Source organism: Flavobacterium zhoui (assembly GCF_042787235.1).
Taxonomy (GTDB): Bacteria; Bacteroidota; Bacteroidia; order Flavobacteriales; family Flavobacteriaceae; genus Flavobacterium; species Flavobacterium zhoui.
Genome location: NZ_JBHZPY010000004.1, coordinates 232,917 through 255,461 on the forward strand (window position 1 = coordinate 232,917; position 22,545 = coordinate 255,461).

22 protein-coding genes and 1 tRNA gene are annotated in these 22,545 nt (G+C 35.4%); 14 read left to right on the forward strand and 9 right to left on the reverse strand.

The genetic code is table 11. From position 1 onward, the window contains the following. The first annotated feature begins 39 nt into the window (after positions 1-39). The 4 genes from ACFX5F_RS07055 (at position 40) to ACFX5F_RS07070 (ending at position 4,147) form a co-directional block, all read left to right on the forward strand. Positions 40-384, forward strand: coding sequence for a hypothetical protein (locus tag ACFX5F_RS07055; protein WP_379851244.1), 345 nt, complete (start codon positions 40-42; stop codon positions 382-384). A gap of 1 nt (position 385) precedes the next feature. Beyond that, positions 386-1,333 carry an alpha/beta hydrolase gene (locus ACFX5F_RS07060; protein WP_379851246.1) on the forward strand — a complete coding sequence of 316 codons (948 nt, stop codon included), beginning with the start codon at positions 386-388 and terminating at the stop codon, positions 1,331-1,333. 48 nt (positions 1,334-1,381) lie between these two features. Next, complete coding sequence (locus ACFX5F_RS07065) at positions 1,382-3,244, forward strand: M61 family metallopeptidase (RefSeq protein WP_379851247.1); 1,863 nt, start codon at positions 1,382-1,384, stop codon at positions 3,242-3,244. 192 nt (positions 3,245-3,436) lie between these two features. Next, a complete protein-coding gene (locus tag ACFX5F_RS07070) occupies positions 3,437-4,147 on the forward strand; it encodes a DUF4369 domain-containing protein (protein WP_379851249.1) in 711 nt (236 codons plus the stop codon). Positions 4,148-4,391: 244 nt separating this feature from the next. Here the strand turns inward: ACFX5F_RS07070 and ACFX5F_RS07075 are convergent, their stop codons facing one another. The 7 genes from ACFX5F_RS07075 to idi form a co-directional block, all read right to left on the reverse strand. Further along, positions 4,392-4,856: a hypothetical protein gene (locus tag ACFX5F_RS07075; RefSeq protein ID WP_379851251.1), complete on the reverse strand. Its 465-nt coding sequence runs from the start codon at positions 4,854-4,856 to the stop codon at positions 4,392-4,394. Positions 4,857-4,993: 137 nt separating this feature from the next. Then, positions 4,994-5,067 (reverse strand) — tRNA-Thr (locus ACFX5F_RS07080). A 78-nt stretch (positions 5,068-5,145) separates the two neighbouring features. Next, complete coding sequence (locus ACFX5F_RS07085) at positions 5,146-5,412, reverse strand: hypothetical protein (RefSeq protein ID WP_073209770.1); 267 nt, start codon at positions 5,410-5,412, stop codon at positions 5,146-5,148. A 68-nt stretch (positions 5,413-5,480) separates the two neighbouring features. Continuing rightward, a complete protein-coding gene (locus ACFX5F_RS07090) occupies positions 5,481-6,443 on the reverse strand; it encodes a type I phosphomannose isomerase catalytic subunit (RefSeq protein ID WP_379851253.1) in 963 nt (320 codons plus the stop codon). Positions 6,444-6,600: 157 nt separating this feature from the next. Beyond that, a complete protein-coding gene (locus ACFX5F_RS07095) occupies positions 6,601-7,059 on the reverse strand; it encodes a peroxiredoxin (RefSeq protein WP_379851255.1) in 459 nt (152 codons plus the stop codon). Then, positions 7,059-7,469, reverse strand: a complete 411-nt coding sequence (locus ACFX5F_RS07100) for a 6-pyruvoyl trahydropterin synthase family protein (protein ID WP_379851257.1) — start codon at positions 7,467-7,469, stop codon at positions 7,059-7,061. Before ACFX5F_RS07100 ends, ACFX5F_RS07095 begins: the two co-directional genes overlap by 1 nt. A gap of 73 nt (positions 7,470-7,542) precedes the next feature. Then, positions 7,543-8,070, reverse strand: a complete 528-nt coding sequence (idi, locus tag ACFX5F_RS07105) for an isopentenyl-diphosphate Delta-isomerase (RefSeq protein WP_379851259.1) — start codon at positions 8,068-8,070, stop codon at positions 7,543-7,545. Positions 8,071-8,236: 166 nt separating this feature from the next. Between idi and ACFX5F_RS07110 the strand changes: the two genes are divergently transcribed. The 9 genes from ACFX5F_RS07110 (at position 8,237) to ACFX5F_RS07150 (ending at position 17,623) form a co-directional block, all read left to right on the forward strand. Continuing rightward, positions 8,237-8,698 carry a GNAT family N-acetyltransferase gene (locus ACFX5F_RS07110; RefSeq protein WP_379851260.1) on the forward strand — a complete coding sequence of 154 codons (462 nt, stop codon included), beginning with the start codon at positions 8,237-8,239 and terminating at the stop codon, positions 8,696-8,698. A gap of 234 nt (positions 8,699-8,932) precedes the next feature. Continuing rightward, complete coding sequence (gene msrB / locus ACFX5F_RS07115; protein ID WP_379851262.1) at positions 8,933-9,493, forward strand: peptide-methionine (R)-S-oxide reductase MsrB; 561 nt, start codon at positions 8,933-8,935, stop codon at positions 9,491-9,493. Between the two features lie 85 nt (positions 9,494-9,578). Continuing rightward, positions 9,579-10,199 carry a peptide-methionine (S)-S-oxide reductase MsrA gene (gene msrA, locus ACFX5F_RS07120; protein ID WP_379851264.1) on the forward strand — a complete coding sequence of 207 codons (621 nt, stop codon included), beginning with the start codon at positions 9,579-9,581 and terminating at the stop codon, positions 10,197-10,199. A 172-nt stretch (positions 10,200-10,371) separates the two neighbouring features. After that, positions 10,372-11,679 carry an amidohydrolase gene (locus ACFX5F_RS07125; protein WP_379851266.1) on the forward strand — a complete coding sequence of 436 codons (1,308 nt, stop codon included), beginning with the start codon at positions 10,372-10,374 and terminating at the stop codon, positions 11,677-11,679. A gap of 149 nt (positions 11,680-11,828) precedes the next feature. Continuing rightward, complete coding sequence (locus tag ACFX5F_RS07130) at positions 11,829-12,041, forward strand: SHOCT domain-containing protein (RefSeq protein ID WP_379851268.1); 213 nt, start codon at positions 11,829-11,831, stop codon at positions 12,039-12,041. Between the two features lie 226 nt (positions 12,042-12,267). Continuing rightward, positions 12,268-13,059, forward strand: a complete 792-nt coding sequence (locus tag ACFX5F_RS07135; RefSeq protein ID WP_379851270.1) for a hypothetical protein — start codon at positions 12,268-12,270, stop codon at positions 13,057-13,059. A 259-nt stretch (positions 13,060-13,318) separates the two neighbouring features. Further along, positions 13,319-15,808 (forward strand): ATP-binding protein, encoded by a 2,490-nt coding sequence (locus ACFX5F_RS07140; protein ID WP_379851271.1) that lies wholly within the window; start codon positions 13,319-13,321, stop codon positions 15,806-15,808. Next, the gene (locus ACFX5F_RS07145; RefSeq protein ID WP_379851273.1) at positions 15,808-16,767 is read left to right on the forward strand and encodes a quinone oxidoreductase family protein; all 960 of its coding nucleotides are present in this window, start codon (positions 15,808-15,810) and stop codon (positions 16,765-16,767) included. Before ACFX5F_RS07140 ends, ACFX5F_RS07145 begins: the two co-directional genes overlap by 1 nt. Before the next feature lie 472 nt (positions 16,768-17,239). Next, positions 17,240-17,623 (forward strand): cupin domain-containing protein, encoded by a 384-nt coding sequence (locus tag ACFX5F_RS07150; RefSeq protein WP_379851275.1) that lies wholly within the window; start codon positions 17,240-17,242, stop codon positions 17,621-17,623. 290 nt (positions 17,624-17,913) lie between these two features. Here ACFX5F_RS07150 and ACFX5F_RS07155 read toward each other — a convergent pair whose 3' ends face one another. Beyond that, on the reverse strand, positions 17,914-19,476 hold the full coding sequence (locus tag ACFX5F_RS07155) for an NAD(P)/FAD-dependent oxidoreductase (RefSeq protein ID WP_379851277.1): 1,563 nt from the start codon (positions 19,474-19,476) through the stop codon (positions 17,914-17,916). Between the two features lie 216 nt (positions 19,477-19,692). Between ACFX5F_RS07155 and ACFX5F_RS07160 the strand changes: the two genes are divergently transcribed. Next, a complete protein-coding gene (locus ACFX5F_RS07160) occupies positions 19,693-19,926 on the forward strand; it encodes a hypothetical protein (RefSeq protein ID WP_379851279.1) in 234 nt (77 codons plus the stop codon). Positions 19,927-20,296: 370 nt separating this feature from the next. Here the strand turns inward: ACFX5F_RS07160 and recQ are convergent, their stop codons facing one another. Continuing rightward, the gene (gene recQ, locus ACFX5F_RS07165; protein WP_379851280.1) at positions 20,297-22,492 is read right to left on the reverse strand and encodes a DNA helicase RecQ; all 2,196 of its coding nucleotides are present in this window, start codon (positions 22,490-22,492) and stop codon (positions 20,297-20,299) included. Between the last annotated feature and the right edge of the window lie 53 nt (positions 22,493-22,545).

The following is a 22,545-nucleotide window of genomic DNA, read 5'->3' on the forward strand; positions in this document are numbered from 1 at the left end:
TTTTTGTTTTTATGCCAACTAACTTTTAACAACCTTATAATGGTTTCAGTAACATCAAACGAAAACGAATTTATTTTTGACATTCTCCGAAGCCATAAATTTTGGGCTTTCGAAAATAAAATTAAAGTACCAAAAGATAAAATAGTCCGAGCTTATCAAAGCAACGATGAATTTACCTTCTGGATCGGTTGGAAAATTCCAGGTACCCAATTACCATGGGTTATTACTGCTGGAACTTATATAAAAAAAGGAAAACGCAATTTTTGGGATGTTTGCAATAAAAAAAATGCAATTATTGTAGAACTCAAAGATTCCTATTACAATAAACTAATTATCGAAGTTGAAAATCCGGAAGAAACAATGAGCTTATTAAACACTAAATAAAATGAAAAAATCAATATTCGCTTTCTTATTTTTGCTTTCAAACTTGGGTTTTTCTCAGGAAAAAACAGATTTAACTGCTGTCAACAAAAAAGAAATAACAATCAATCCTTTACTAAAAGGAACATTGTATTCTCCATTAAAAGAGACTAAAAAAACAAATCTCGTTATTCTGATTGCTGGATCCGGTCCCACTGACAGGGACGGTAATCAAAAAGGAATGACCAACAATTCTTTAAAATATCTATCAGAAGAATTATCCAAGAATAATCAGGCCGTTTTTTCTTATGACAAAAGGATTATTGCGCAAATAGCGGCAGGAACGGTGAATGAGGCAACACTTTCCTTTGATGACTTCATCAACGATGCCAAAGAAGTTATTCGTTTCTTTAAAAATCAAAAAAAATACAACAAAATAATTGTTGCCGGTCATAGCGAAGGTTCATTGATAGGAATGCTTGCCGCTACCGAAAGCACTGACGCCTTTATCTCATTGGCTGGAGCCGGACGAACTATTGATGCTGTTTTAGTAGAACAAATAGAAAAACAAGCTCCTTTTCTAAAAGAAGAAGTCCAAAAAGATTTGGAAATCCTTAAAAGCGGACAAACATTCGAATTAAAAAATAAAATGCTAGCCTCCCTTTTTAGAGAAAGTGTTCAACCTTATATGATTTCATGGATAAAATACAATCCACAAAACGAAATTAAAAAATTGATAATACCTGTGCTGCTTATCAATGGAACTAAAGATTTACAGGTGACCGTTTCGGAAGCGGAACTATTAAAAAAAGCAAAACCCGAAGCAAAACTGGAAATTATTGAGAACATGAATCACATTTTCAAAGAAATAAAGGGAGATGATGCCGAAAATATGAAATCGTACTCTGATCCAAATTTAGCTGTAACCGAAAAATTAGTGACCGCAATAAATCTTTTTATAAAATCATTATAAGCCGTAACAATTCTTCAGAAAAAAGACTAATTGCTAAAACATATAACAATGAAAAAAATAATCTTCGCTTTTGCCTTCGCTTCTGTACTTTGGAGCTGCAAAACAGCAAGCACTTCTGTTTCTTCTACGATAAAAAAAGACGTTTCAGTAAGTATTAACCTGATTGACATTAAGGACGATAAAGTCATGGTAACTGTCAATGCTCCAACAATTTATGAGGATGAAATTACGTATCACATTCCAAAAACAGTTCCAGGAACGTACTCCGAAGACAACTACGGTAGATATATCGACGATCTAAAAGCGTATGACGCCAAAGGAAATCTACTGACGGTAAAGAAAATTGATGTTAATTCTTGGTCAATTGCAAATGCAAAGACTTTAGACAAGATTACTTATTTAGTAAACGACTCATTCGATACCGAAACGGGGAAAAAATTTGGAGATGATGAAATTTTTTCACCTGCAGGTTCTAATATTGACGCCGGCAAAAACGTAATGCTTAACACACACTGTTTTGTGGGTTATTTTACAAATTATATGTCCACGCCTTATAAAGTAACTATTTCACATCCGGCAACACTTTGGGGAGCTACGTCTATGACGGACCAAGATGCCAGCGCCACATCTGATACATTTGTAACTTCACGTTATGCTGAATTGGTTGAAAACCCAATCATGTATGCTAAACCGGATTACACCACTTTTACAGTTGATGGAATGGAAATTTTGATCGGCGTTTATTCTCCTACAGGTAAGTATACCGCTGAAAGTATTACACCGGAGATGAAAACAATGATGACCGCTCAAAAGAATTTTCTAGGCAAAATAAATGCAACTAAAAAATATAGTGTTTTGTTATACCTGTCTTCCATGCAGGAAAATGATGCTAAAGGATTTGGAGCATTAGAACATCCTACAGCAACAACAGTAGTATTGCCCGAGCTAATGCCAAAAGACGAGTTAGTAAAATCTATGAAAGATGTTGTTTCGCATGAATTTTTTCATATTGTGACGCCTTTATCAATCCATTCTAAAGAGATTCAATATTTTGATTATAATGCTCCAAAAATGTCTCAACATTTATGGATGTACGAAGGAGTAACGGAATATTTCGCGAATCTTTTCCAAATAAACCAAGGACTAATCACCGAAGAGGAGTTTTACACCCGTATGGCCGAAAAAATTGCCCGCGCAAATACGTTGAATGATACCATGTCATTTACCGTTATGAGTGCTAATGTATTGACAAAACCGTACAAAGACCAATACTTAAACGTATATGAAAAAGGGGCACTTATTGGCATGTGCTTGGATATCATCATTCGCGAAAAAAGCAACGGCGAAAGAGGAATCCTTGATTTGATGCAAAAATTATCAAATGAATATGGTCCTACTAAACCATTTAATGACGAGGAGCTTTTTGCGAAAATTACGTCATTAACGTATCCTGAAGTTGGAACTTTTTTAACGACTTATGTTTCGGGAACAACTCCAATTCCTTACGCAACGTATCTGGCAAAAGTTGGTGTTACAAATTCAACTGAAAAAGTAGCCGGTAACGTTTTCTTAAAAGGACAATCTCCCTACATAACCGTAAATCAAGAGACTAAAGAAATAATCGTGCTTCCTAATATAGAACTAAACGAATTTTACAAAAACTTAGGTCTTAAAGGTGGAGACGTCTTGATGGCAATTAATGAAAAGTCATACAATCTGGACAATATTTACGATATGATTGGCGCAAGTCAAACTTGGAAAGAGAACGATGCAATTACGGTAAAAATAAAACGCGATAGCAAAGAACAAGTAATCAAAGGAAAAGTAAAACTTCCTTATGAAGAAAAAGCCAGCCTTAAAGCAACGGATTCCAGCAAAACCAAATTGAAAGAAGCTTGGTTTAAAGGATAATCCTTTTTAAAAATTGATCAAATCCCAATTTAGAAATAGATTGGGATTTTTTTTGTAAAATTTATACCTGTTGCCAAATCATTCCAACAATTTTCTTTATTTTGCGAAAAATATAAACAGCAATGAAATTGCCATGATTCATAAAAAATGGCGATGCTATGTTCCAAAAAAAATAAATATTAATAACTTCACATGAAAAAATCTATTATTGCATTTGTTACGCTTGCACTATTGTCCTCTTGTAACAAAAACGAATCAAAATCTAATTTGCATATTACAGGAAATATAAAAGGATTAAAAAAAGGAACACTATACATCCAAAGAATTGTAGACACTACTCTAGTGGCTATAGACACAATAAATATCGATGGAAGTTCTGCTTTTGAAAGTGACTTAGACCTAAAATCTCCTGAAATGCTGTATTTGTTTCTAGATCGAGGAGTGAGCAATTCATTAGACAACAACCTTTCGTTTTTTGCTGAACCTGGAAATATAAACATTGAAACCAGTTTAGAAGGATATCTTTCTGGTGCAAAAATTACAGGATCAAAAAACAACGATTTATTTGAAGACTATAAAAAAATAAATTCTCGTTTCAACGACGAAAAACTTACTTTAATTGAACAGCGATTTAATGCCATAAAAAGTAACAACGCACAAAAAATTGATAGTATAAGTGCTAAGCAGGATTCCAACATCAAAAGAAAGTATTTATTTGCCACCAATTTTGCGATAAACAACAGAAACTATGAGGTATCACCATATATTGCCTTATCAGAGATCTACGACATCAACATTAAATACCTAGACACGATTCGCAAATCAATGTCTCCAAAAGTGGCGCAATCGCTTTATGGAAAAAAATTGACTAAATATGTTGCCGAAATCAAAAACCAAAAATAATATAATTGTTCTTTTGTCATTCTGAGGAAGGAAGAATCACATAACTGGAGCAACTAATATGATTTCTCCTTTGTCGAAATGACAAAATTAATTACATTGGTATTAGTAACGGACAGTCATAAAAAATAAAAAACCATCTAGTTCTTACAACAGATGGTTTTTTTTGCGTTTTATAAACAATAGTATCGAAGAATTGTGAAAATGAAATCTTCATTAAATCAGTTACAGTGGGCAGAACAGCGATTTATGCATTATTAAAAGCCACTCCTGAAACAATTATTCCTAAAAACATTAAAAGATACATCGAGAAAACAACTAATGTCATAATGCCAATATACTTGTAATGCGATTTTAAATACATTAAAGAAACAGCCAGTGTTTCTGAATTATTGTCCCTAAATGCCGCTTTAGCATTTGAGGCAAATTTATTTAAGTAATACACAGGAAAGAAATAAAGCATTGCAATTAAAAAGTACACAAAAGCCATTACTATCCCAAAAGAAGACCCCATTGCTCCCATGGCAGGATTAATCTTTCCCATAGCTGAGAATAATGTCCCGGCAAATAAAGCGGCAAAAATAATAAAACCAATTCCTATGTAACCAAGGATTGATAAATAATAAGCCCACTTTGCTGTTTCTTTCAAAAAGTCTTTTGCAGACTCACTTAGTTTCATCTCGAAACTCTCAATAACTGAATGCTCTTCCATAATTTATTTATTTTAGTTAGAATTCAAATTTAACAAAAAAATTATTACAGCAGTGACCTAATTGTAAAAACAACATGTTTTACCAAATTCCTACAAAACAAAAAACCACCTAACAAAAGTTAGATGGTTTTATTAAGAGCCGGCGGAGGGACTCGAACCCACGACCTGCTGATTACAAATCAGCTGCTCTAGCCAACTGAGCTACGCTGGCGACTCATTACGGGTGCAAATATAAGCCTGAATTTCTATTTTCCAAAACAAATTCAAACTTTTTTTGCTTTTTTTTTGACTACAATTCGTTGATTTTAGCAATCAATTGATTAGCAGTTTGTTCCAATTCAACATTAATTTGTTTGAAGTGAGCTTTTTTATCTTCTACCTTTTTTGCGTTCACTTTTGTGATCAAAGCGTCAAAAGCAGCGATAGCTTCGTCAATTAAAGCGTTAGTTTCTGTTGTTGGTTTTCCAGTTGTAGAAATTTCGAACAAGTAAACTGCTTCAATAATATCTCCTAAAACGTAGTTGATGTCTTTTTTTAAATTTTTAACGTTTGCCATTTTTATCTTTTTTAATTTGGATTTTTAATTTGCGTCTGCAAAAGTACACATTATCTTTCTATTACCGACTATGAAATGTAAATTTCTAAAATTGAAGCTTTTCCACTGAGGACGAATGAATTCATTGTAGCAGGCAGTAAAACGGTATCTCCTTTTGCATATTGTAATTTTGAATTGTCGTACATAATTTCAAATGCCCCTTCCACACACATATAAACGGTAAAGGTTTCACCCGATTTAGATGCACTAATTACACCATCCAAAGAAATAAAATTAGTTGTAAAATAAGGACATTCCACTACTGTATTGGATTGGTTTGCATTTTGGGAATATTCTTTCTTGGTCTCGATCTTATTATAGTTAATCGCTTCCAAAGCCAAGTCTACATGCAATTCCCTCGTTTTACCTTGAGCATCTACACGGTCAAAATCATATAATCGGTATGTTATATCTGAGGTCTGCTGAATCTCGGCAACCACTAATCCGGCACCAATAGCGTGAACCGTTCCTGTTTCTAAAAAGAAAACATCTCCTGCTTTTACTCTTACATCGTCAAGAAGAGAGAGCAGGGTTTTATTTTTAAGATTTTCTAAATATTCGGCAGGATTCGATTTCTCTTTGAAACCAACTATGATTCTCGCATCCTCATCGGCTTGCATGACATACCACATTTCGGTTTTACCAAAGGAATTATGTCTCTTTCTTGCTAATTCATCGTTAGGATGAACTTGAATAGACAAGTCTTCCCGAGCATCCAGGTATTTAAAAAGTAACGGAAACTGCTTACCAAATCGTGCATGAACTTTCGTTCCCAAAATCTCGTTCGGAAAGTCATCAATCAAAGTAGTCAATGATTTTCCTTTCCATTCCCCATTAGCTACTACACTGACATCACCTTCAACTGTAGATAACTCCCAGCTTTCACCGGTTATTTTTGATGTGATTGGTTTATGAAGTACTGTTTTTAGTTTTTCACCGCCCCAAATTCTTTCTTTTAGAATGGGCTCAAATTGTAATGGATAAAATTTCATGTTACTTTTTTTATGTACTGCAAATTTGCATAATCTAAACTCGTTTTTACAAATTCGTCATTCATTTACTTATTGAAAAAGACAAGCCGTTGTAAAGTCTCGACAAGTCGTAAAGTAAAATAAAAAAAGAAAATATTTGTAATACAATTTTATTAATCTATAATACTAATTTTTTAATGGTTTCCATTGCTTTTAACATGTGTTTTGCTGCCAATATACGATCAAAAACCATTTGAATAACTCCATTTTTATCTACCACATAAGTCACTCTTCCGGGAACTAACCCAAAGACACGAGAGGGAACACCAAAAACCTTTTTTATTTTTTCATCACTGTCTGATAATAGAATAAAAGGCAATTTATATAGCCTCGTAAATTCCTGATGGGATGCAACACTGTCGCTGCTGACACCTATTACTTCAGCACCTAAATCCTTAAAATCTTCGTATTGATCCCTAAAACTGCAGGCTTGAGCGGTGCAGCCTGGCGTATTGTCTTTTGGATAAAAATAAATAACAAACGGTTTGATACCAACAAGTGTTTGACTGTCAAAATCAGTACCGCTACTGTCTTTTGCTTTAAAATTTGGAATTTTATCTCCTACTTTCAATTCCATTATTCGCCTTTATAGGTTACAAAATTTCGAGGCGTTTCATACAGAATTACTTCTAAGTCGAATTGCAAGTCAATCTTTTTTCTAATTTTATTCCAAATTACCACTACAATATTTTCGGCTGTGGGATTTAAATTTTCAAATTCAGGAACATCCAGATTCAGATTTTTATGATCAAACTGATCCTCCACTTCTTCTTTAATAATTTCGCTCAGGAATTTCACATCCATAACAAATCCAGTCTCCGGGTCAATTTCTCCCGTTACACCTACAATCAATTCGTAATTGTGTCCATGATAATTGGGATTGTTGCATTTGCCAAAAACAGCATCGTTTTGCTCGAAAGTCCAATCTTTTCTATATAATCTATGTGCCGCATTGAAATGGGCTTTTCGTGAAATGGTAACTCTCATTTTTATAAAATAGATATTAAATATTAGGAATTAGATTTGCTGTAACCAGAAATCTCAGTTCTACAATCCCCTTTTACAATTTATGGTCTTCAAGGAAATGATAAAACTCATCAAAAATTATTTTGAACCAAACGGTGTATAATTCAGGTTGGATGCCCATTTCGATTTTTACATCTTCTATTTTCATCCATTTCCAGTCTTCGACTTCTTCCCGATTTATTTTTGGCTCATCATTATAATAGCCAATCATAACATGATCAAGTTCATGTTCCGTCAAACCGTTGTCAAAAGGCGCTTTGTATATAAAATGAAAAAGTTCTTTGAGTTCCGTTTTAAATCCCATTTCTTCAAACAATCTACGACTTCCTGCCTCAATATTAGTCTCTCCTTCGCGCTGATGACTGCAACAAGTATTAGTCCATAATAATGGAGAATGGTATTTTTGACTGGCTCGTTGCTGAAGCATCACTTCATTTTCACTATTCAAAATAAAAACAGAAAATGCCCGATGCAAAATGGCTTTTTCATGTGCTTCAAGCTTTGGCATCAATCCAATTTGCTCATCTTTGTCATTAACTAATATTACATTTTCTTCTTTCATAGGAATTTTTAGCCTTACAAAAATACAAAAATATAATTATTGTAAGACGCTTTAACTTTCTCTTTCGAATTGTTGAAGCAGCATTGTTTTGGAATCGTCCAATAAAAAGCAATACGATCCAATTGCAGATTCTTTTGTACTTTTGAGAACCAAGACAATTAATACAATGCAAAAAATAATTATCCGAAAAGCACGTAGTACCGATTTAGAGAAACTCCTGTCATTTGAACAAGGAATTATTGCAGCCGAACGGCCCTTTGACCCTACTTTAAAAGAAGAAAAAATCCATTACTACGATATTGAAAAAATGATTTCAGCTTCTCATATCGAAGTATTGGTTGCCGAAATTGATTTGGAGATTGTCGGCTCCGGATACGCACGAATAGCCACACCAAAGCCCTATTTGAACCACGATACCTATGCCTATTTAGGATTTATGTTTACCGATTTGAATTACAGAGGAATAGGCGTTAATTCTAAAATCATAGAGTCTTTAAAAGACTGGTGCCGTTCTCAAAATGTATTCGAACTTCGATTAGATGTCTACAACGATAACGCTTCGGCAATTAAAGCGTATGAAAAAGTGGGGTTCAAAAAACACTTGATAAATATGCGAATCGGTTTGTAGCGAAACCTTATTATCAATTGCAAATCCAAAAGTGATTTTTTTTCGTAAATAACAATAGTTAAAACTTACTTAAATCACTATCACTTTGTAAAGCAGACGACATATTATAGTCAAAAACCGCTTTACATTTGTAGTATAAAAACAAAATTATGAAATCGCCATGATTCAAAAATCACAATTAAGAAGGAAGAATGGCGATACCATATTCCTATAAAAAACAAATATTATCTACATATGAAAACAACAACCCGTTTTTTAAGTGTACTATTCTTACTCCCATTATTTATGTTTACCGCCTGTGGGCAAAATACAAACAAGCAAAACAATACTAAAAAAGTTACTGATATGGAAAGCCCAATCAAAAAATCAGGAAATCCGTATTACTCTAATACAGATACCACAAAACTAAATCTTACGGACGCCGAGTGGAAAAAAGTCTTGCCCGAAGATGTTTACGAAGTAATGCGACATGCCGATACCGAAAGACCTTTCACAGGGAAATATTGGAATACCGATGAAAAAGGGACCTATTACTGCGCATCCTGCGGAAATAAATTATTTCGCTCCGGCGCCAAATTTTCAAGCAGTTGCGGTTGGCCCAGTTTTTTTGAACAAGACAATAAAAACAGCGTCGTTTACAAAACAGACAATTCCCTTGGAATGGAAAGAACAGAAGCGCTTTGCGGCAGATGCGGTGGTCATTTAGGACATCTTTTCGACGATGGTCCTGCACCAACTGGCAAAAGATATTGCATGAATTCTATTGCGCTGGACTTTATACCTGATACCAAATAATATGAAATCGCCATGATTCAAAATCACAAACAATAGTCAAGAATGGCGATACCATATTCCATTAAAAAACAAATAATAGCTACGTATGAAAAATTTATTTTTAATTTGTCTATTGACATCGATTAGTATCGCTGGACAAAACACAACAACAACTGCAAAACAATCCAAATTTGAAACTATAACCTTAGCCGGCGGTTGTTACTGGTGCGTGGAAGCAGTTTATGAAAACCTAAACGGAGTAAAATCAGCAGTCTCAGGATTTGCTGGTGGTAAAAATGCAAATCCTTCCTACGAGGACGTTTCGACGGGAAGAACGGGTTATGCTGAAGTGGTGCAGATTACCTATGATAAAAACACTACAAATTTAGACGAAATCTTCAAAGTTTTCTTTAGCGTTCATGACCCAACGACTTTAAACCGTCAAGGTGCCGATGTGGGAACACAATATCGTTCCGCCATATTTTATAAAAACCAAGAACAGAAAATGGCTGCACAAAAGATTATCAATGCCCTGACAAAAGCAAAAATTTATGATAGCCCTATAGTAACCATATTAGAGCCGCTTACTAAATTTTACAAAGCAGAAGATTACCACCAGAATTACTATGCTAACAATAAAAACCAACCGTATTGCCAAATGGTCATTCAACCCAAAATGGAAAAATTTGAAAAGCTATTTAAAGATCAATTGAAAAAGAAAAAATAATTTTTCACAACAAACCGTCTCGAAACAAAAATCGGGACGGTTTTTTTATGCGCTTTTTTTTAAAGATAATTTTTCAATTTATAATATACTTAAACCGTCCACTAAATTTGATATATTTGTTTGTAACAACCAAACCCATTTGTTTTTAACAAATTATTTCAATAACCTAAAAATGAAAAAAAACTTACTTTCTGCAGTACTATTTTATTCTGTCTGCATGGCCTCTGCACAAAATACAACACTCAAGACTAAGGTTAGCAAGAAGGCCGAATCATTAGAGTCAAAAGTTATTGCATGGCGAAGAGATTTTCATCAAAACCCCGAATTAGGAAACAGAGAATTCAAAACAGGAGAAAAAATTGCCACACATTTGCGTTCTCTTGGGATTGAAGTACAAACCGGAGTGGCAAAAACTGGAGTTGTGGGTATTTTAAAAGGAGGAAAACCAGGTCCGGTAGTGGCGCTCCGCGCAGATATTGATGCCTTGCCTATAAAAGAACGGGTGAATATTGCATTCGCCTCTAAAGCAGAAGGGGAATACAATGGACAAACGGTTCCTATTATGCATGCATGTGGACACGACACGCATATTGCAATTTTAATGGGAACTGCCGAAATTTTAGCATCTATAAAAAATGACTTAAAAGGAACTGTTAAATTCATTTTCCAACCTGCCGAAGAAGGTCCGCCTGAGGGCGAAGAAGGAGGAGCTGAATTAATGATAAAAGAAGGCGTTCTTACTAATCCTAAAGTAGATGTTATTTTTGGATTGCACATTAATGCTCAAACAGAAGTGGGCAAAATAAAGTACCGTCCAAAAGGAACAATGGCAGCCTCAGACTGGTTTACAATAAAAATAATGGGTAAACAAACGCATGGTGCTTATCCTTGGCTGGGTGTTGACCCAATTGTTACCGCCGCTCAGATCGTAATGGGATTGCAAACAATTATTAGCCGAAATGTAAACATAACTGAATCTCCGGCAGTTGTAAGTGTTGGACAGATAAGCGCAGGGGTGCGCAGCAATGTTATTCCGGAGGAACTTATCATGAATGGCACAATTCGGTCATTAGATAGCAAAGTACAACAGCTGGTTCATTCCAGAGTAAAACAAATAGCGACGGCAATAGCCGAAAGTGCCGGTGCAACTGCCGATGTGACGATTACCAACAAAACGGGCATTACCTACAACGACCCCTCACTGACTGAAAAAATGCTTCCAACATTACTGGCTGTTGCAGGTAAAGAGAATGTTCTATTGACTCCTGCTGTTACAGGTGCTGAAGATTTTTCATTTTACCAGGAAAAAATACCGGGTCTTTACTTCTTTTTGGGAGGCGCTCCTAAAGGAAAACCGATAGCTGAAACCGCTCCACACCATACGCCCGACTTCTATATCGATGAAAGTAGTTTTGTATTAGGAATGAAAGTAATGTCGAACCTAACTTTGGATTATATGGAAATGCAAGCAAAAAAATAAAGTAGTACTAGCTTAAATCAAACGTCTCTTCATACTATTAAGAGACGTTTTTTTTGCTGTCATAACATAAATTCGAGTGCAATAAAACTAATTCGGTACTAAAATTTCGTATATTTATACTGATTTTCAATACTTTAAAGTAATAAATTATGCATAACGGATATCACTTTTGGGGAATGCATATGTTTTGGTGGGTATTTTGGATCTTCATTTTAATATGGATATTCGCAACTCCGTATGACCTTCCCGGTCAGCGAACCAAAACCGAAACACCGTTGGAAATCCTAAAAAAAAGATTTGCCAAAGGAGAAATAACAAAAGAAGAGTTTGATGAAAAAAAGAAATTTTTGGAGGAAAATTAAATTTTAAAAAACTGTAAGCAAGCTTCTTTACCCTTTTAAAGGTACTTTTTTAATTAAGTTGCTCTTGCTTATTTTAATCTTTTTTAATCGAAATTTCAATCAATCATTTTGTTCGCCTCTCCTAACTAATAATAATAATAATAGCCATCACCGCTCACAAATAAAATAGAGCTCATTCCATTCTTTCTATTCTAAAGTAAACCATCAATAAATAATGGGCTAACAGATGAAAGCGCTTAAAAAATATTTAAATAAACGAAAAAGTGCAATTACCTCTGTTTTAGAAAAACAGCCAGAGTCTTTTACTCCAGATACTTTTCATACCCTTAGATTAGAAATAAAAAAATTAAATGCGATATTTAATTTAGTTAACTTTTGCGCACCGGGTTTTAATCGAAAAAAAACTTTCAAACCCTTTAAACTCCTTTTTTCTCAGGTTGGAAAAATACGGGAACTTCAAGTTGAGAACGCTTTGCTTGACAAGCACTCTACTTCTGATTGTGGACCTAACTACAGGCGTTCTTTAAGAAAGAACCTTTTGCAAGAGCTAAATAATTTCTTTTTGATCATCAATCCATCTTTTGCTGAAAAGCTGCAAAAAAAGTACCGCAAAATTAAAGCTGTATTGGCCAAAACGACCAAAAAAACAGCAAAACGCTACGTGGATAAAAAAAAAGTTAAAATTGAAAAATTACTTCATAAAAAAGCCTTAAAAAAGAAACAAATGCATGCGCTGCGCAAAAGCCTAAAAGAATATCAATTCAATCAAAAGAGTCTGAAATATGCCCAAAAAAACAAACTGCTGTCAAATAAGAATGATGTCCTAGCCCTACTTGGAAAATGGCATGATTATCAAACGGTTATACAACATTTAAAAAAAACAATAGATTTGGGACAAATAAACCCAAAGGAACGCAACCGACTTCAAAATAGCATAAGAACATTTACACTAAAAAGTCGACTATTATACACCAGAATAAATGCAACTCTGCGGACTTCCGTTTTTAAAAACGCCTGAAATAACATAAGTTGCTACCCCCGATAAAACAGACGCCAAATTTTAAACAGATATCATTAAATATTGATTACATTTCCTGTTTATTAGTCAAATAATAATTAGAAACAATGCGAATTTTTTGATTTTGAATTCCTCAACTTCGCATGCTTTTTCAATCAAAGAATCCTCCAAGAAACATAATAGTTTTTTTTGTGTTTTCATAAGATTTTGGTAATATTAAAAACGATGTTTATAGCACAAAATAAAAAACAGACTATTTATGATTGATGATTATAAAGATTTGTTCAATCTCTCTCCAGCACTATTAATAGTTTTAGACACTAATTTTAATGTGGTTGCCGCTACTGATGCTTTCTTGAAAGTCACTATGACGGAAAGAAAAAAAATAGTAGGCTTAAATCTTTTTGACGTATTTCCCAGCAACCCTGACGACTTTAATGCCGATGGAGAAAAAAATATTCTTGCCTCTTTCAATACTGTGATTAAAAATAAAGTGACCAATACTTTACCGATTCAAAAATACGATATTAAAAAACCGCAAGCCGACGGGGGTACTTTTGAAGTTAGATATTGGAAAGTAAGCCACTCTCCCATACTAGATGCTGCTGGTAACGTGAAATATATCATTCAGAATGGGGAAGATATTACAAAAAACCAATTACTTATTTCTAATAATGAGAAATTAAAAAAGAACAATCAACTCCTTAAGGAAACCTATAAATATTCTGAATCGATTATTAATAGTATACAAGAATCCATAATCATACTCAATAAAGACTTCTATGTAAAATCAGCTAATAATTCATTTTACAAGAAACACCAGCTTTCTAAAGAAGAAATCGAAGGAAAGCATTTGTTTGAATTGCAAGATGGTCAATGGGACATTCCAGAACTACGTGAATTATTAATTGCTACATTCTCTGATGATATCCTTCTTCAAGATTTAGAAGTAAAACGCACATTTCCACGTATTGGTGAAAAAATAATGGTGTTGCATGCAAATCGGGTTATAAAAAAGAAACGGGATAAAGAACTAATTCTCCTTACTATTAAAGATATTACAGAGGTCAGAAGATTAGCATTTGAGCTTCAGTCAAAAGAAGAAAAAGCATTAGCAGAACAGCGAAAAGCAGAAAAAGTAACACTAAAGAAGATTGAAGACAGTGAAAAACGCTATAACATGATGCTAATGAAATCTCCTTTCGCCATAGCAATATTGAAAGGCAAAGACATGGTAATCTCACTTGCAAATGACAGTATTAAAGAAATATGGGGAAAAGGGAATGATATTGAAGGAAAAAAATTTCTGGAGATATTACCGGAACTCCGGGAATTGCAGTACCCTGAATTACTAAAGGAAGTATTCACTACTGGAATACCCTTCTATGGATATGAATTTTTAGCGCCACTTTTCCGTAATGGTATATTGGTGAATGAATATTACAACTTTGTGTATCAACCGTATCACGAAGCTGATGAAACTATTTCCGGAGTTACCATAATAGCACATGATGTAACCACTCATGTAATAGCAAAGAATGAATTGATTAAAGCCAAAATAAAGGCAGACCAAAAAACACTGATTGCGGAAGAAGCTGTAAAATCAAAACAACAATTTTTATCCAACATGAGTCACGAAATAAGGACTCCAATGAACGCAATTATTGGATTTACCAATGTAGTTTTGAAAACCAACTTAGACAACTCACAAAAAGAATACATTAATGCCATTAAAGAATCAGGAGATGCTTTGATTGTGCTAATAAATGATATTCTGGACATTGCCAAAGTAGATGCAGGAAAGATGACTTTTGAGAAAACAGCATTTAATTTGTCTGATTCTATTGCTACAATGCTTCATTTGTTTGAACCAAAAATGAAGGAAAAAAATTTAGAATTACAAAATGACTATGATACGGCAATTCCTTTTAACTTAATAGGTGATCCCATGCGATTACGTCAGATCATACTAAATCTGATGAGTAATGCCGTAAAATTTACTTCGAAAGGAAAAATAAACATCCGTATAAAACTTTTGGAAGAAGATTCGAAAAAAGCAACTGTTGAATTCCTGATTACCGATACTGGTATAGGAATTCCTAAAAATAGATTAACTGATATTTTCAATAATTTCGAGCAAGCTGCAATAGGCACTAGCAGCTCATATGGCGGAACGGGTCTTGGACTTGCCATTGTCAAACAGCTGGTAGAACTTCAAGGAGGAAAAATAACTGTAAATAGCGAAGAGGGTAAAGGATCTTCATTTGGTTTTATTTTAACTTTTGATCAAATAAATGCAGCTCCGGAAATCATAGCTGCAGATACAGCAGACCTTATTCAACTGGTTCCTCTCGAAAAAAACAGTTCAAAAAACATCAAAGTATTAGTTGTCGAAGACATTGCGCTAAACCAACTTTTAATAAAAATAATACTATTGGACTTTGGTTATGATGTTACGATTGCCAGTAATGGCAAAATTGCCATTGAGAATCTTCAGGAAAACAAGTATGACCTCATCCTGATGGATTTGCAAATGCCGGAAATGAATGGTTTTGAAGCTACAAAACACATTCGTAAGGTAATGAACTCTAACATTCCCATTATTGCCCTCACAGCGGATGTAACCTCTGTGGATGTCGAAAAATGCACAGCAGCGGGAATGAATGATTATGTATCTAAACCCATCGATGAGAAAACACTTTACACTAAAATAATTAGCTGTTTAAAAGAATCAAATACACTTAAATAATGAAAGCATTAACTTTTTCAACCTTTGGGAGTTCAGCCGTTCTGGAATATATAGAGATACCAAATCCAATACTAAAAAGCGATGAAATACTGGTCGAAATGCGGGCAATTGGCTTAAACTTTGCAGACGTATACCGCCGAAAAGGGAATTACCACCTAAAAGGAAATCCTCCGTTTATAGCCGGATATGAAGGAGCTGGAGTTGTCGTATACACAAACAACCAACCCGGTTTCAAGGTTGGAGACCGCATTGCGTTTGCAGATGTTCCGTTTTCGAATGCAGAACTGGTGGCCGTTCCTGTTACCAATGCTATTCCACTGCCGGATTCAATTCCTTTTGAAACTGCGGCAACAATCCTATTACAGGGATTAACTGCCCATTATTTAGCCACCGACAGTCACAAAACTAAAAAAGGAGAAACCGTATTGATTCACGCTTCGGCCGGTGGTGTGGGGCAATTTCTCACCCAAATAAGTAAATTACTCGGAGCAACAGTGATAGGATTAACTTCCTCTGCTGAAAAAGCCGAGATTTCGTTAAAAAACGGAGCTGACCAAGTTTATCTATATTCTAATGATTGGAAAACACAGGTTTTATCCTTTCGTCCAAACGGAGTTGATGCAGTCTATGACAGTATTGGCAGCACTTTAAACGATAGTTTCGAAGTAACCAAAATCTGTGGACAAGTGATTTTCTTTGGGATGGCAGGCGGTGATCCTGATTTTGTAAACCCAAGAATGTTGATGGACACTTCAAAAACCTTAACCGGCGGTGACTTGTGGAGCTATCTGATTTCAAAAGAGGAACGGATCAAAAGAGCCCACCAATTATTTGATTGGATTAATAACAGAGCCATTATTATCGCTCCGCCAACCATTTTTAAACTTTCAGAAGGCAAAAAAGCGCATGACTTTCTGGAAAGCAGAAAAAGCACAGGAAAGATTATTTTGATTCCTTAGTAAGTGAAGTTCATTTCCTATAGTACAAACGCTATTTAGACCTAATCCACAAAAGTTCTGGTTGAACTATCCTTTGCAAACAAAGCGCACCTGAACACCAAAGAATACGATTTCAAACTTTGCATCAAAAAGACACTAACAATCTGCACTTCAATATTTTACAAAAAATATAAATTGTTATCATTATTTTTTTGTAAATTAGTTGTCCCCAAAAAGCAGCTTTTTCATTTCAAAAAATAGCTGCTTAAAAATCAAGATCTTACTATTATTTAAAAAAGGCGAAACCCCAAAAGCCACAATTCAAACCTACTTTTTAAGACAATACCTAATTGTTTCTTTTAATTAAAAAACAAAGGGTTTGAATGGCAATAAAACGGTGTTTGCATCATGAAAATGAATACAAAATATACCTTAAAAAAATGGACAGTAGAAAATTGTCCATCCTATGTTTAATCAATAAAAATCGCCAATAATGAAAACAATTAAAATGATTTCTATGACACTGCTTATTGGATTATTCCTGATAATGAGCACCGGTATTCATGCACAAGATCCTATGAAAGCGGGTCCGAAAGTGTATAAAAAAGTCCTTCTTAACAATGATAAAGTAAGGGTAATGTCAGTTGAATTTGCTCCAGGCCAAGTTATGCCATGGCACAGTCATCCTCATCACACTATCTACGCTTTAACGGATGGAACTTTAGAAATTACTGATAAAGGTAAACCCGCATCAATAGCCAAATTTAAAGCGGGAGATGTTTTGTATATCACTCCCGTTACTCATATGGGAAAAAACATTGGAAAGAATACCATAAAACTGGTCGTGACAGAAATAAAACCTCCCATGAAAAAATAACCGATTTTTTGTTTCTAAAATTACAGAGAATAAATAATTATAATAGATAACAACAAATACCGTTCACCATTCATTTGACCACCGTCCACGAATACCGAATATCGACGGAACATACCTCGTAGAGGTTAAATATCGGTAGCAAATGCAATTAATTTTAGTAAAAAATATCCCGTAGGGATTATATGTTTTTTGGCAGACAACAAAATAAATAATAATAATAATTGATAAATAATAAAGCAGCCTGTATTGGGCTGCTTCATTATTGTTAATATTTCGTATCGATAAAAAAATTATTTCCCAATACTCTCTTTTATCATCAAGGCACATTTCTCGCCATCTATTGCTGCCGAAATAATTCCTCCGGCATAACCTGCTCCTTCCCCACAAGGATACAAACCTTTTATTTGAACGTGTTCATAGGTTAATGGATCTCTGGGAATCCGCACTGGCGAAGATGTTCGGCTTTCTGGTGCATGAAGAACAGCTTCATTAGTCAAATAACCCCGCATAGATTTTCCAAATTCGGTAAAACCTTCTCGTAATATCTGCGTTAAAAACCCGGGAAAAACTTGCCCCATTTCTACAGAAGTAGTTCCGGGAACATAGGACGTTTTCGGAATATCCGATGAAACTTTATTTTGGGTAAAATCAATCATCCGTTGTGCAGGAACTTTTTGACTTTCGCCAGCCAAATGCCACGCCTTTTGTTCAACACTTTTTTGAAATTCCATTCCGGCTAATGCGCCAAATTTGGCGAATGGTTTAAAATCTTCCAGTTTTAATTCGATTACAATTCCGGAATTCGCTGTAGCCTGATCCCGTTTTGATGGAGACCAGCCGTTAGTCACTACTTCGCCTGGACTCGTCGCACAAGGTGCAATCACACCACCGGGACACATGCAAAACGAATACATACCGCGACCATTCACCTGTTTCACAATAGAATAAGGTGCCGGCGGTAAATGCGCTCCGCGGTAATCACAACTATACTGGATGCTGTCGATCAACGATTGGGGATGTTCGGCTCTTACGCCCAAGGCAAAAGGTTTGGCTTCGATAAAAATTTGCTTTTTATCCAATAATTCAAATATATCACGGGCAGAATGGCCTGTTGCCAAGATTATTTTATTGGCAAGAATCGTATTTCCTTTTTGAGTGACGATGCCTTGCACTTCATTATTTTTTAATAAAATATCGGTAAGGCGGGTTTCAAACAAAACCTGTCCACCACATTCGATGATTTTCTCCCGAATGTCTTGGATGATTTGCGGCAATTTATTGGTACCAATATGAGGATGTGCTTCAATCAAAATATCTTCTGAAGCGCCAAAAGCCACTAATAATTCCAAAATCCGAGTCACATCACCGCGTTTTTTAGAGCGAGTATATAATTTTCCGTCCGAATACGTTCCGGCACCACCTTCGCCAAAACAATAGTTCGAATCTTCATTTACTAGATGATCAACATTAATGGCTTTCAAATCACGACGACGGCCGCGTACCTCTTTTCCGCGCTCAATAACTATTGGTTTCAAACCCAATTCTATCAATTGCAAGGCAGCAAAAAGTCCCGCTGGTCCTGCTCCAACAACAATGACTTCCTGTGCAGTGGTTACATTTGGATACTCCGGTAGTTCAATTTTATGCTCCTGAAAAGGCTCTCCGTTCAGATAAATCGCCACTTTCAAATTTATTTTTATTGCTTTTTGACGTGCATCAATGGAACGTTTTAAAATAGAAACATGTTGGATTTCTTTGGCAGCAACCTTAATTTGTTTAGCTAAATAATCCTTTAGCAACAATTCGTTTGTAGCTATTTCGGGCGATACTTGTAATAGAAGTTCTTGAGGCATTTTATGGATTGTTCGATTTCTAGATTATTTGTTGTTTTGAAACACTCAAAAAATAATCCGATACAAAAGTAGTATTTTGTCATGAATTCTAAAGGTGGAATAGAAAATTGCATTTTCAAATTTTCAAATCGCCACATTATCGAATTAGACTTTGTAACTTTGCTGCTTCAAAACAGTTAAACCATTAAGCAGTTAACCGATTAATCTTAGAGAAAAATGTCTAGAAAAATAAAACTAATATGGGATTTCCGTGGACCCGCTTCTGCAAAAACTGCGGAGCACCACGAAATTCATTTGAAAGAATACATTGCTATTGAAAAACTTGACGTAAATATCACGGGTTTTGAAATTCAAGGAGAAATGCAAGCCATCGCTTTTATGGTAGTGACGGACGAAAACATGATTCCCGTTCGCGATGCTTTGAAACCACACCGCGGAGAACTTTTTTAGTTGGCAGTAATCAGATTACAAAATCTCCTTAAAACTGAACACTGATCACTGACCACTGACCACTGAACACTTACCACTGAACACTAACCACTGAACACTAAAAACTGAACACTGAACACTGACCACTGATCACTGAACACTGAACACTGACCACCGAACACTGACCACTGACTACTAACCACTGAACACTTACCACTGAACACTGACCACTGACCACTGAACACTGAACACTGAACACTGAACACTGACTACTGACCACTGAACACTGACCACTGATCACTGACCACTAAAAACTGACCACTGACTACTGACCACTGACTACTGAACACTGAACACTGAACACTGACCACTGAACACTGACCACTGACCACTAATTCGCCACTTCGCTGATAAATTTTATTCGCATCAGACGCAATTCATCAAGATCATAGTCGCCTTCAAACTCTTTGAGTGCTTCTTCGATATTATCGGAAAGGGATTCCATAAAATAGTCGTGAATTTCTTCCTGTTGATCATCGTCCAACATATCGTCGATCCAATATTTTATATTCAACTTGGTTCCCGAATAGACAATTTGTTCCATTTCTTTAATCAAATCGTCCATCTTCAGCCCTTTTGCGGAAGCGATATCATCAAGTGATAATTTTCGGTCTATATTTTGAATGATATAAAGTTTATTGACAGAATTGACTCCGGTAGATTTAACTACCAAATCATCCGGTCTGATAATCTCATTATCTTCTACGTAACGGCTTATTAATTCTAGAAATTCCTTACCATATTTCTTGGCTTTCCCTTCTCCAACACCATGAATATTAATCAATTCGTCCAAAGAAATTGGATATTTCAACGCCATATCCTCAAGTGATGGATCTTGAAAAACGACAAAAGGCGGAACACTAAGTTTCTTAGCTACCTTTTTACGTAAGTCGCGCAACATTCCCATCAATGCTTCATCAGCTACGCCCGTAGATTTCGCTGCAGTTATAATAGCTTCGTCTTCGGTTTCATTGTATTCATGATCTTCTGACATCATGAAGGATTCGCGGTTTTTAATAAAATCCAATCCCTTATCGGTGATTTTTACGATTCCATACGTTTCAATATCTTTAGATAAATAACCCGCCACAAGAACTTGTCTTAGCAAGGCCATCCAATATTTCTCGTCATGGTCTGAACCGCATCCAAAAAAAGATTGTGTATCGGTTCTGTGTGCTTTTATAACGGCATTAACACGACCAATCAGCGTAAACACCACTTCTTTCGATTTATACAAATGTTTGGTATCCCGAACTACTTCTAATAGTTTCACCACTTCATCAATGGCTTCCACTTTGGTTTTCGGGTTTCTGACATTGTCATCCATATCAGCTCCTTCTCCATTTACATCGTCAAATTCTTCTCCGAAATAATGAAGTAGAAATCTTCTTCTGGACATAGAAGTTTCAGCATAAGCCACCACCTCCTGCAATAAAGCAAATCCAATTTCCTGTTCAGCAACGGGTTTCCCCGACATGAATTTTTCTAATTTCTCAACATCTTTATACGAATAATAAGCAAGACAATGCCCCTCGCCCCCATCGCGACCGGCGCGACCGGTTTCCTGATAATAACTTTCTAATGATTTAGGAATATCATGATGAATAACAAAACGAACATCTGGTTTGTCAATTCCCATTCCAAAAGCTATTGTTGCTACCACCACATCAACATCCTCCATAAGAAACATGTCTTGATGTCTGGCGCGGGTTTTAGCATCTAATCCGGCATGGTAAGGAACAGCACTTATTCCGTTTACCTGTAAAACTTCGGCAATAGCCTCCACTTTTTTACGGCTCAAGCAGTAAATAATTCCTGATTTACCTTTATGTTGTTTTATAAAACGAATTATATCCGATTCAATATTTTTCGTTTTGGTACGTACTTCGTAATATAAGTTGGGTCTGTTGAATGATGCTTTAAAAGTCGTTGCATCAGTCATATCTAAATTTTTCAGGATGTCTTCCTGTACTTTAGGCGTAGCGGTTGCGGTCAAACCAATAATAGGGACATCTCCTAATTGCTTAATAATATGTTTTAGATTCCGGTACTCTGGTCTGAAATCGTGTCCCCATTCTGAGATACAATGCGCTTCATCAATTGCCACAAAGGAAATAGTGACGGTTTGAAGAAAAGCGACATACTCTTCCTTGGTTAAGGATTCTGGTGCAACATACAGCAATTTTGTCAACCCCGAAGTAATATCTTTCTTAACCTGAGCAATCTCGGTTTTAGTAAGTGAAGAGTTTAAAACGTGGGCAACACCATTTTCAGAAGATAAACTCCGAATGGCATCCACTTGATTTTTCATCAAAGCGATTAAAGGGGAAACCACAATAGCAGTCCCTTCTTGAATTAAAGCGGGTAATTGGTAACAAAGTGACTTTCCGCCTCCAGTAGGCATAATCACAAAGGTGTTCTCCTTATTAAGGAGCGTATTTATAACTTGTTCTTGCAGTCCTTTAAATTGGCTAAAGCCAAAATATTTTTTTAATTCTTTGTGTATGTCAATTTCGTTTGAATTCATTCTTGATTATGTGGTATTTTGTATAAATTTGCATCACATAAAGATACAAATTT

Excerpts from the sequence above, each read along its gene's own strand:
- idi (WP_379851259.1), bottom strand. The coding sequence starts at position 8,070 with ATGAAAGAAGAAAATGTAATATTAGTTAATGACAAAGATGAGCAAATT.
- ACFX5F_RS07060 (WP_379851246.1), top strand. The coding sequence starts at position 386 with ATGAAAAAATCAATATTCGCTTTCTTATTTTTGCTTTCAAACTTGGGT.
- ACFX5F_RS07140 (WP_379851271.1), top strand. The coding sequence starts at position 13,319 with ATGATTGATGATTATAAAGATTTGTTCAATCTCTCTCCAGCACTATTA.
- ACFX5F_RS07100 (WP_379851257.1), bottom strand. The coding sequence starts at position 7,469 with ATGAGAGTTACCATTTCACGAAAAGCCCATTTCAATGCGGCACATAGA.
- ACFX5F_RS07110 (WP_379851260.1), top strand. The coding sequence starts at position 8,237 with ATGCAAAAAATAATTATCCGAAAAGCACGTAGTACCGATTTAGAGAAA.
- ACFX5F_RS07085 (WP_073209770.1), bottom strand. The coding sequence starts at position 5,412 with ATGGCAAACGTTAAAAATTTAAAAAAAGACATCAACTACGTTTTAGGA.
- msrB (WP_379851262.1), top strand. The coding sequence starts at position 8,933 with ATGAAAACAACAACCCGTTTTTTAAGTGTACTATTCTTACTCCCATTA.
- ACFX5F_RS07160 (WP_379851279.1), top strand. The coding sequence starts at position 19,693 with ATGTCTAGAAAAATAAAACTAATATGGGATTTCCGTGGACCCGCTTCT.
- ACFX5F_RS07125 (WP_379851266.1), top strand. The coding sequence starts at position 10,372 with ATGAAAAAAAACTTACTTTCTGCAGTACTATTTTATTCTGTCTGCATG.
- ACFX5F_RS07130 (WP_379851268.1), top strand. The coding sequence starts at position 11,829 with ATGCATAACGGATATCACTTTTGGGGAATGCATATGTTTTGGTGGGTA.
- ACFX5F_RS07065 (WP_379851247.1), top strand. The coding sequence starts at position 1,382 with ATGAAAAAAATAATCTTCGCTTTTGCCTTCGCTTCTGTACTTTGGAGC.
- ACFX5F_RS07150 (WP_379851275.1), top strand. The coding sequence starts at position 17,240 with ATGAAAACAATTAAAATGATTTCTATGACACTGCTTATTGGATTATTC.
- ACFX5F_RS07155 (WP_379851277.1), bottom strand. The coding sequence starts at position 19,476 with ATGCCTCAAGAACTTCTATTACAAGTATCGCCCGAAATAGCTACAAAC.
- ACFX5F_RS07095 (WP_379851255.1), bottom strand. The coding sequence starts at position 7,059 with ATGGAATTGAAAGTAGGAGATAAAATTCCAAATTTTAAAGCAAAAGAC.
- ACFX5F_RS07075 (WP_379851251.1), bottom strand. The coding sequence starts at position 4,856 with ATGGAAGAGCATTCAGTTATTGAGAGTTTCGAGATGAAACTAAGTGAG.
- ACFX5F_RS07090 (WP_379851253.1), bottom strand. The coding sequence starts at position 6,443 with ATGAAATTTTATCCATTACAATTTGAGCCCATTCTAAAAGAAAGAATT.
- ACFX5F_RS07055 (WP_379851244.1), top strand. The coding sequence starts at position 40 with ATGGTTTCAGTAACATCAAACGAAAACGAATTTATTTTTGACATTCTC.
- ACFX5F_RS07145 (WP_379851273.1), top strand. The coding sequence starts at position 15,808 with ATGAAAGCATTAACTTTTTCAACCTTTGGGAGTTCAGCCGTTCTGGAA.
- recQ (WP_379851280.1), bottom strand. The coding sequence starts at position 22,492 with ATGAATTCAAACGAAATTGACATACACAAAGAATTAAAAAAATATTTT.
- ACFX5F_RS07135 (WP_379851270.1), top strand. The coding sequence starts at position 12,268 with ATGAAAGCGCTTAAAAAATATTTAAATAAACGAAAAAGTGCAATTACC.
- msrA (WP_379851264.1), top strand. The coding sequence starts at position 9,579 with ATGAAAAATTTATTTTTAATTTGTCTATTGACATCGATTAGTATCGCT.
- ACFX5F_RS07070 (WP_379851249.1), top strand. The coding sequence starts at position 3,437 with ATGAAAAAATCTATTATTGCATTTGTTACGCTTGCACTATTGTCCTCT.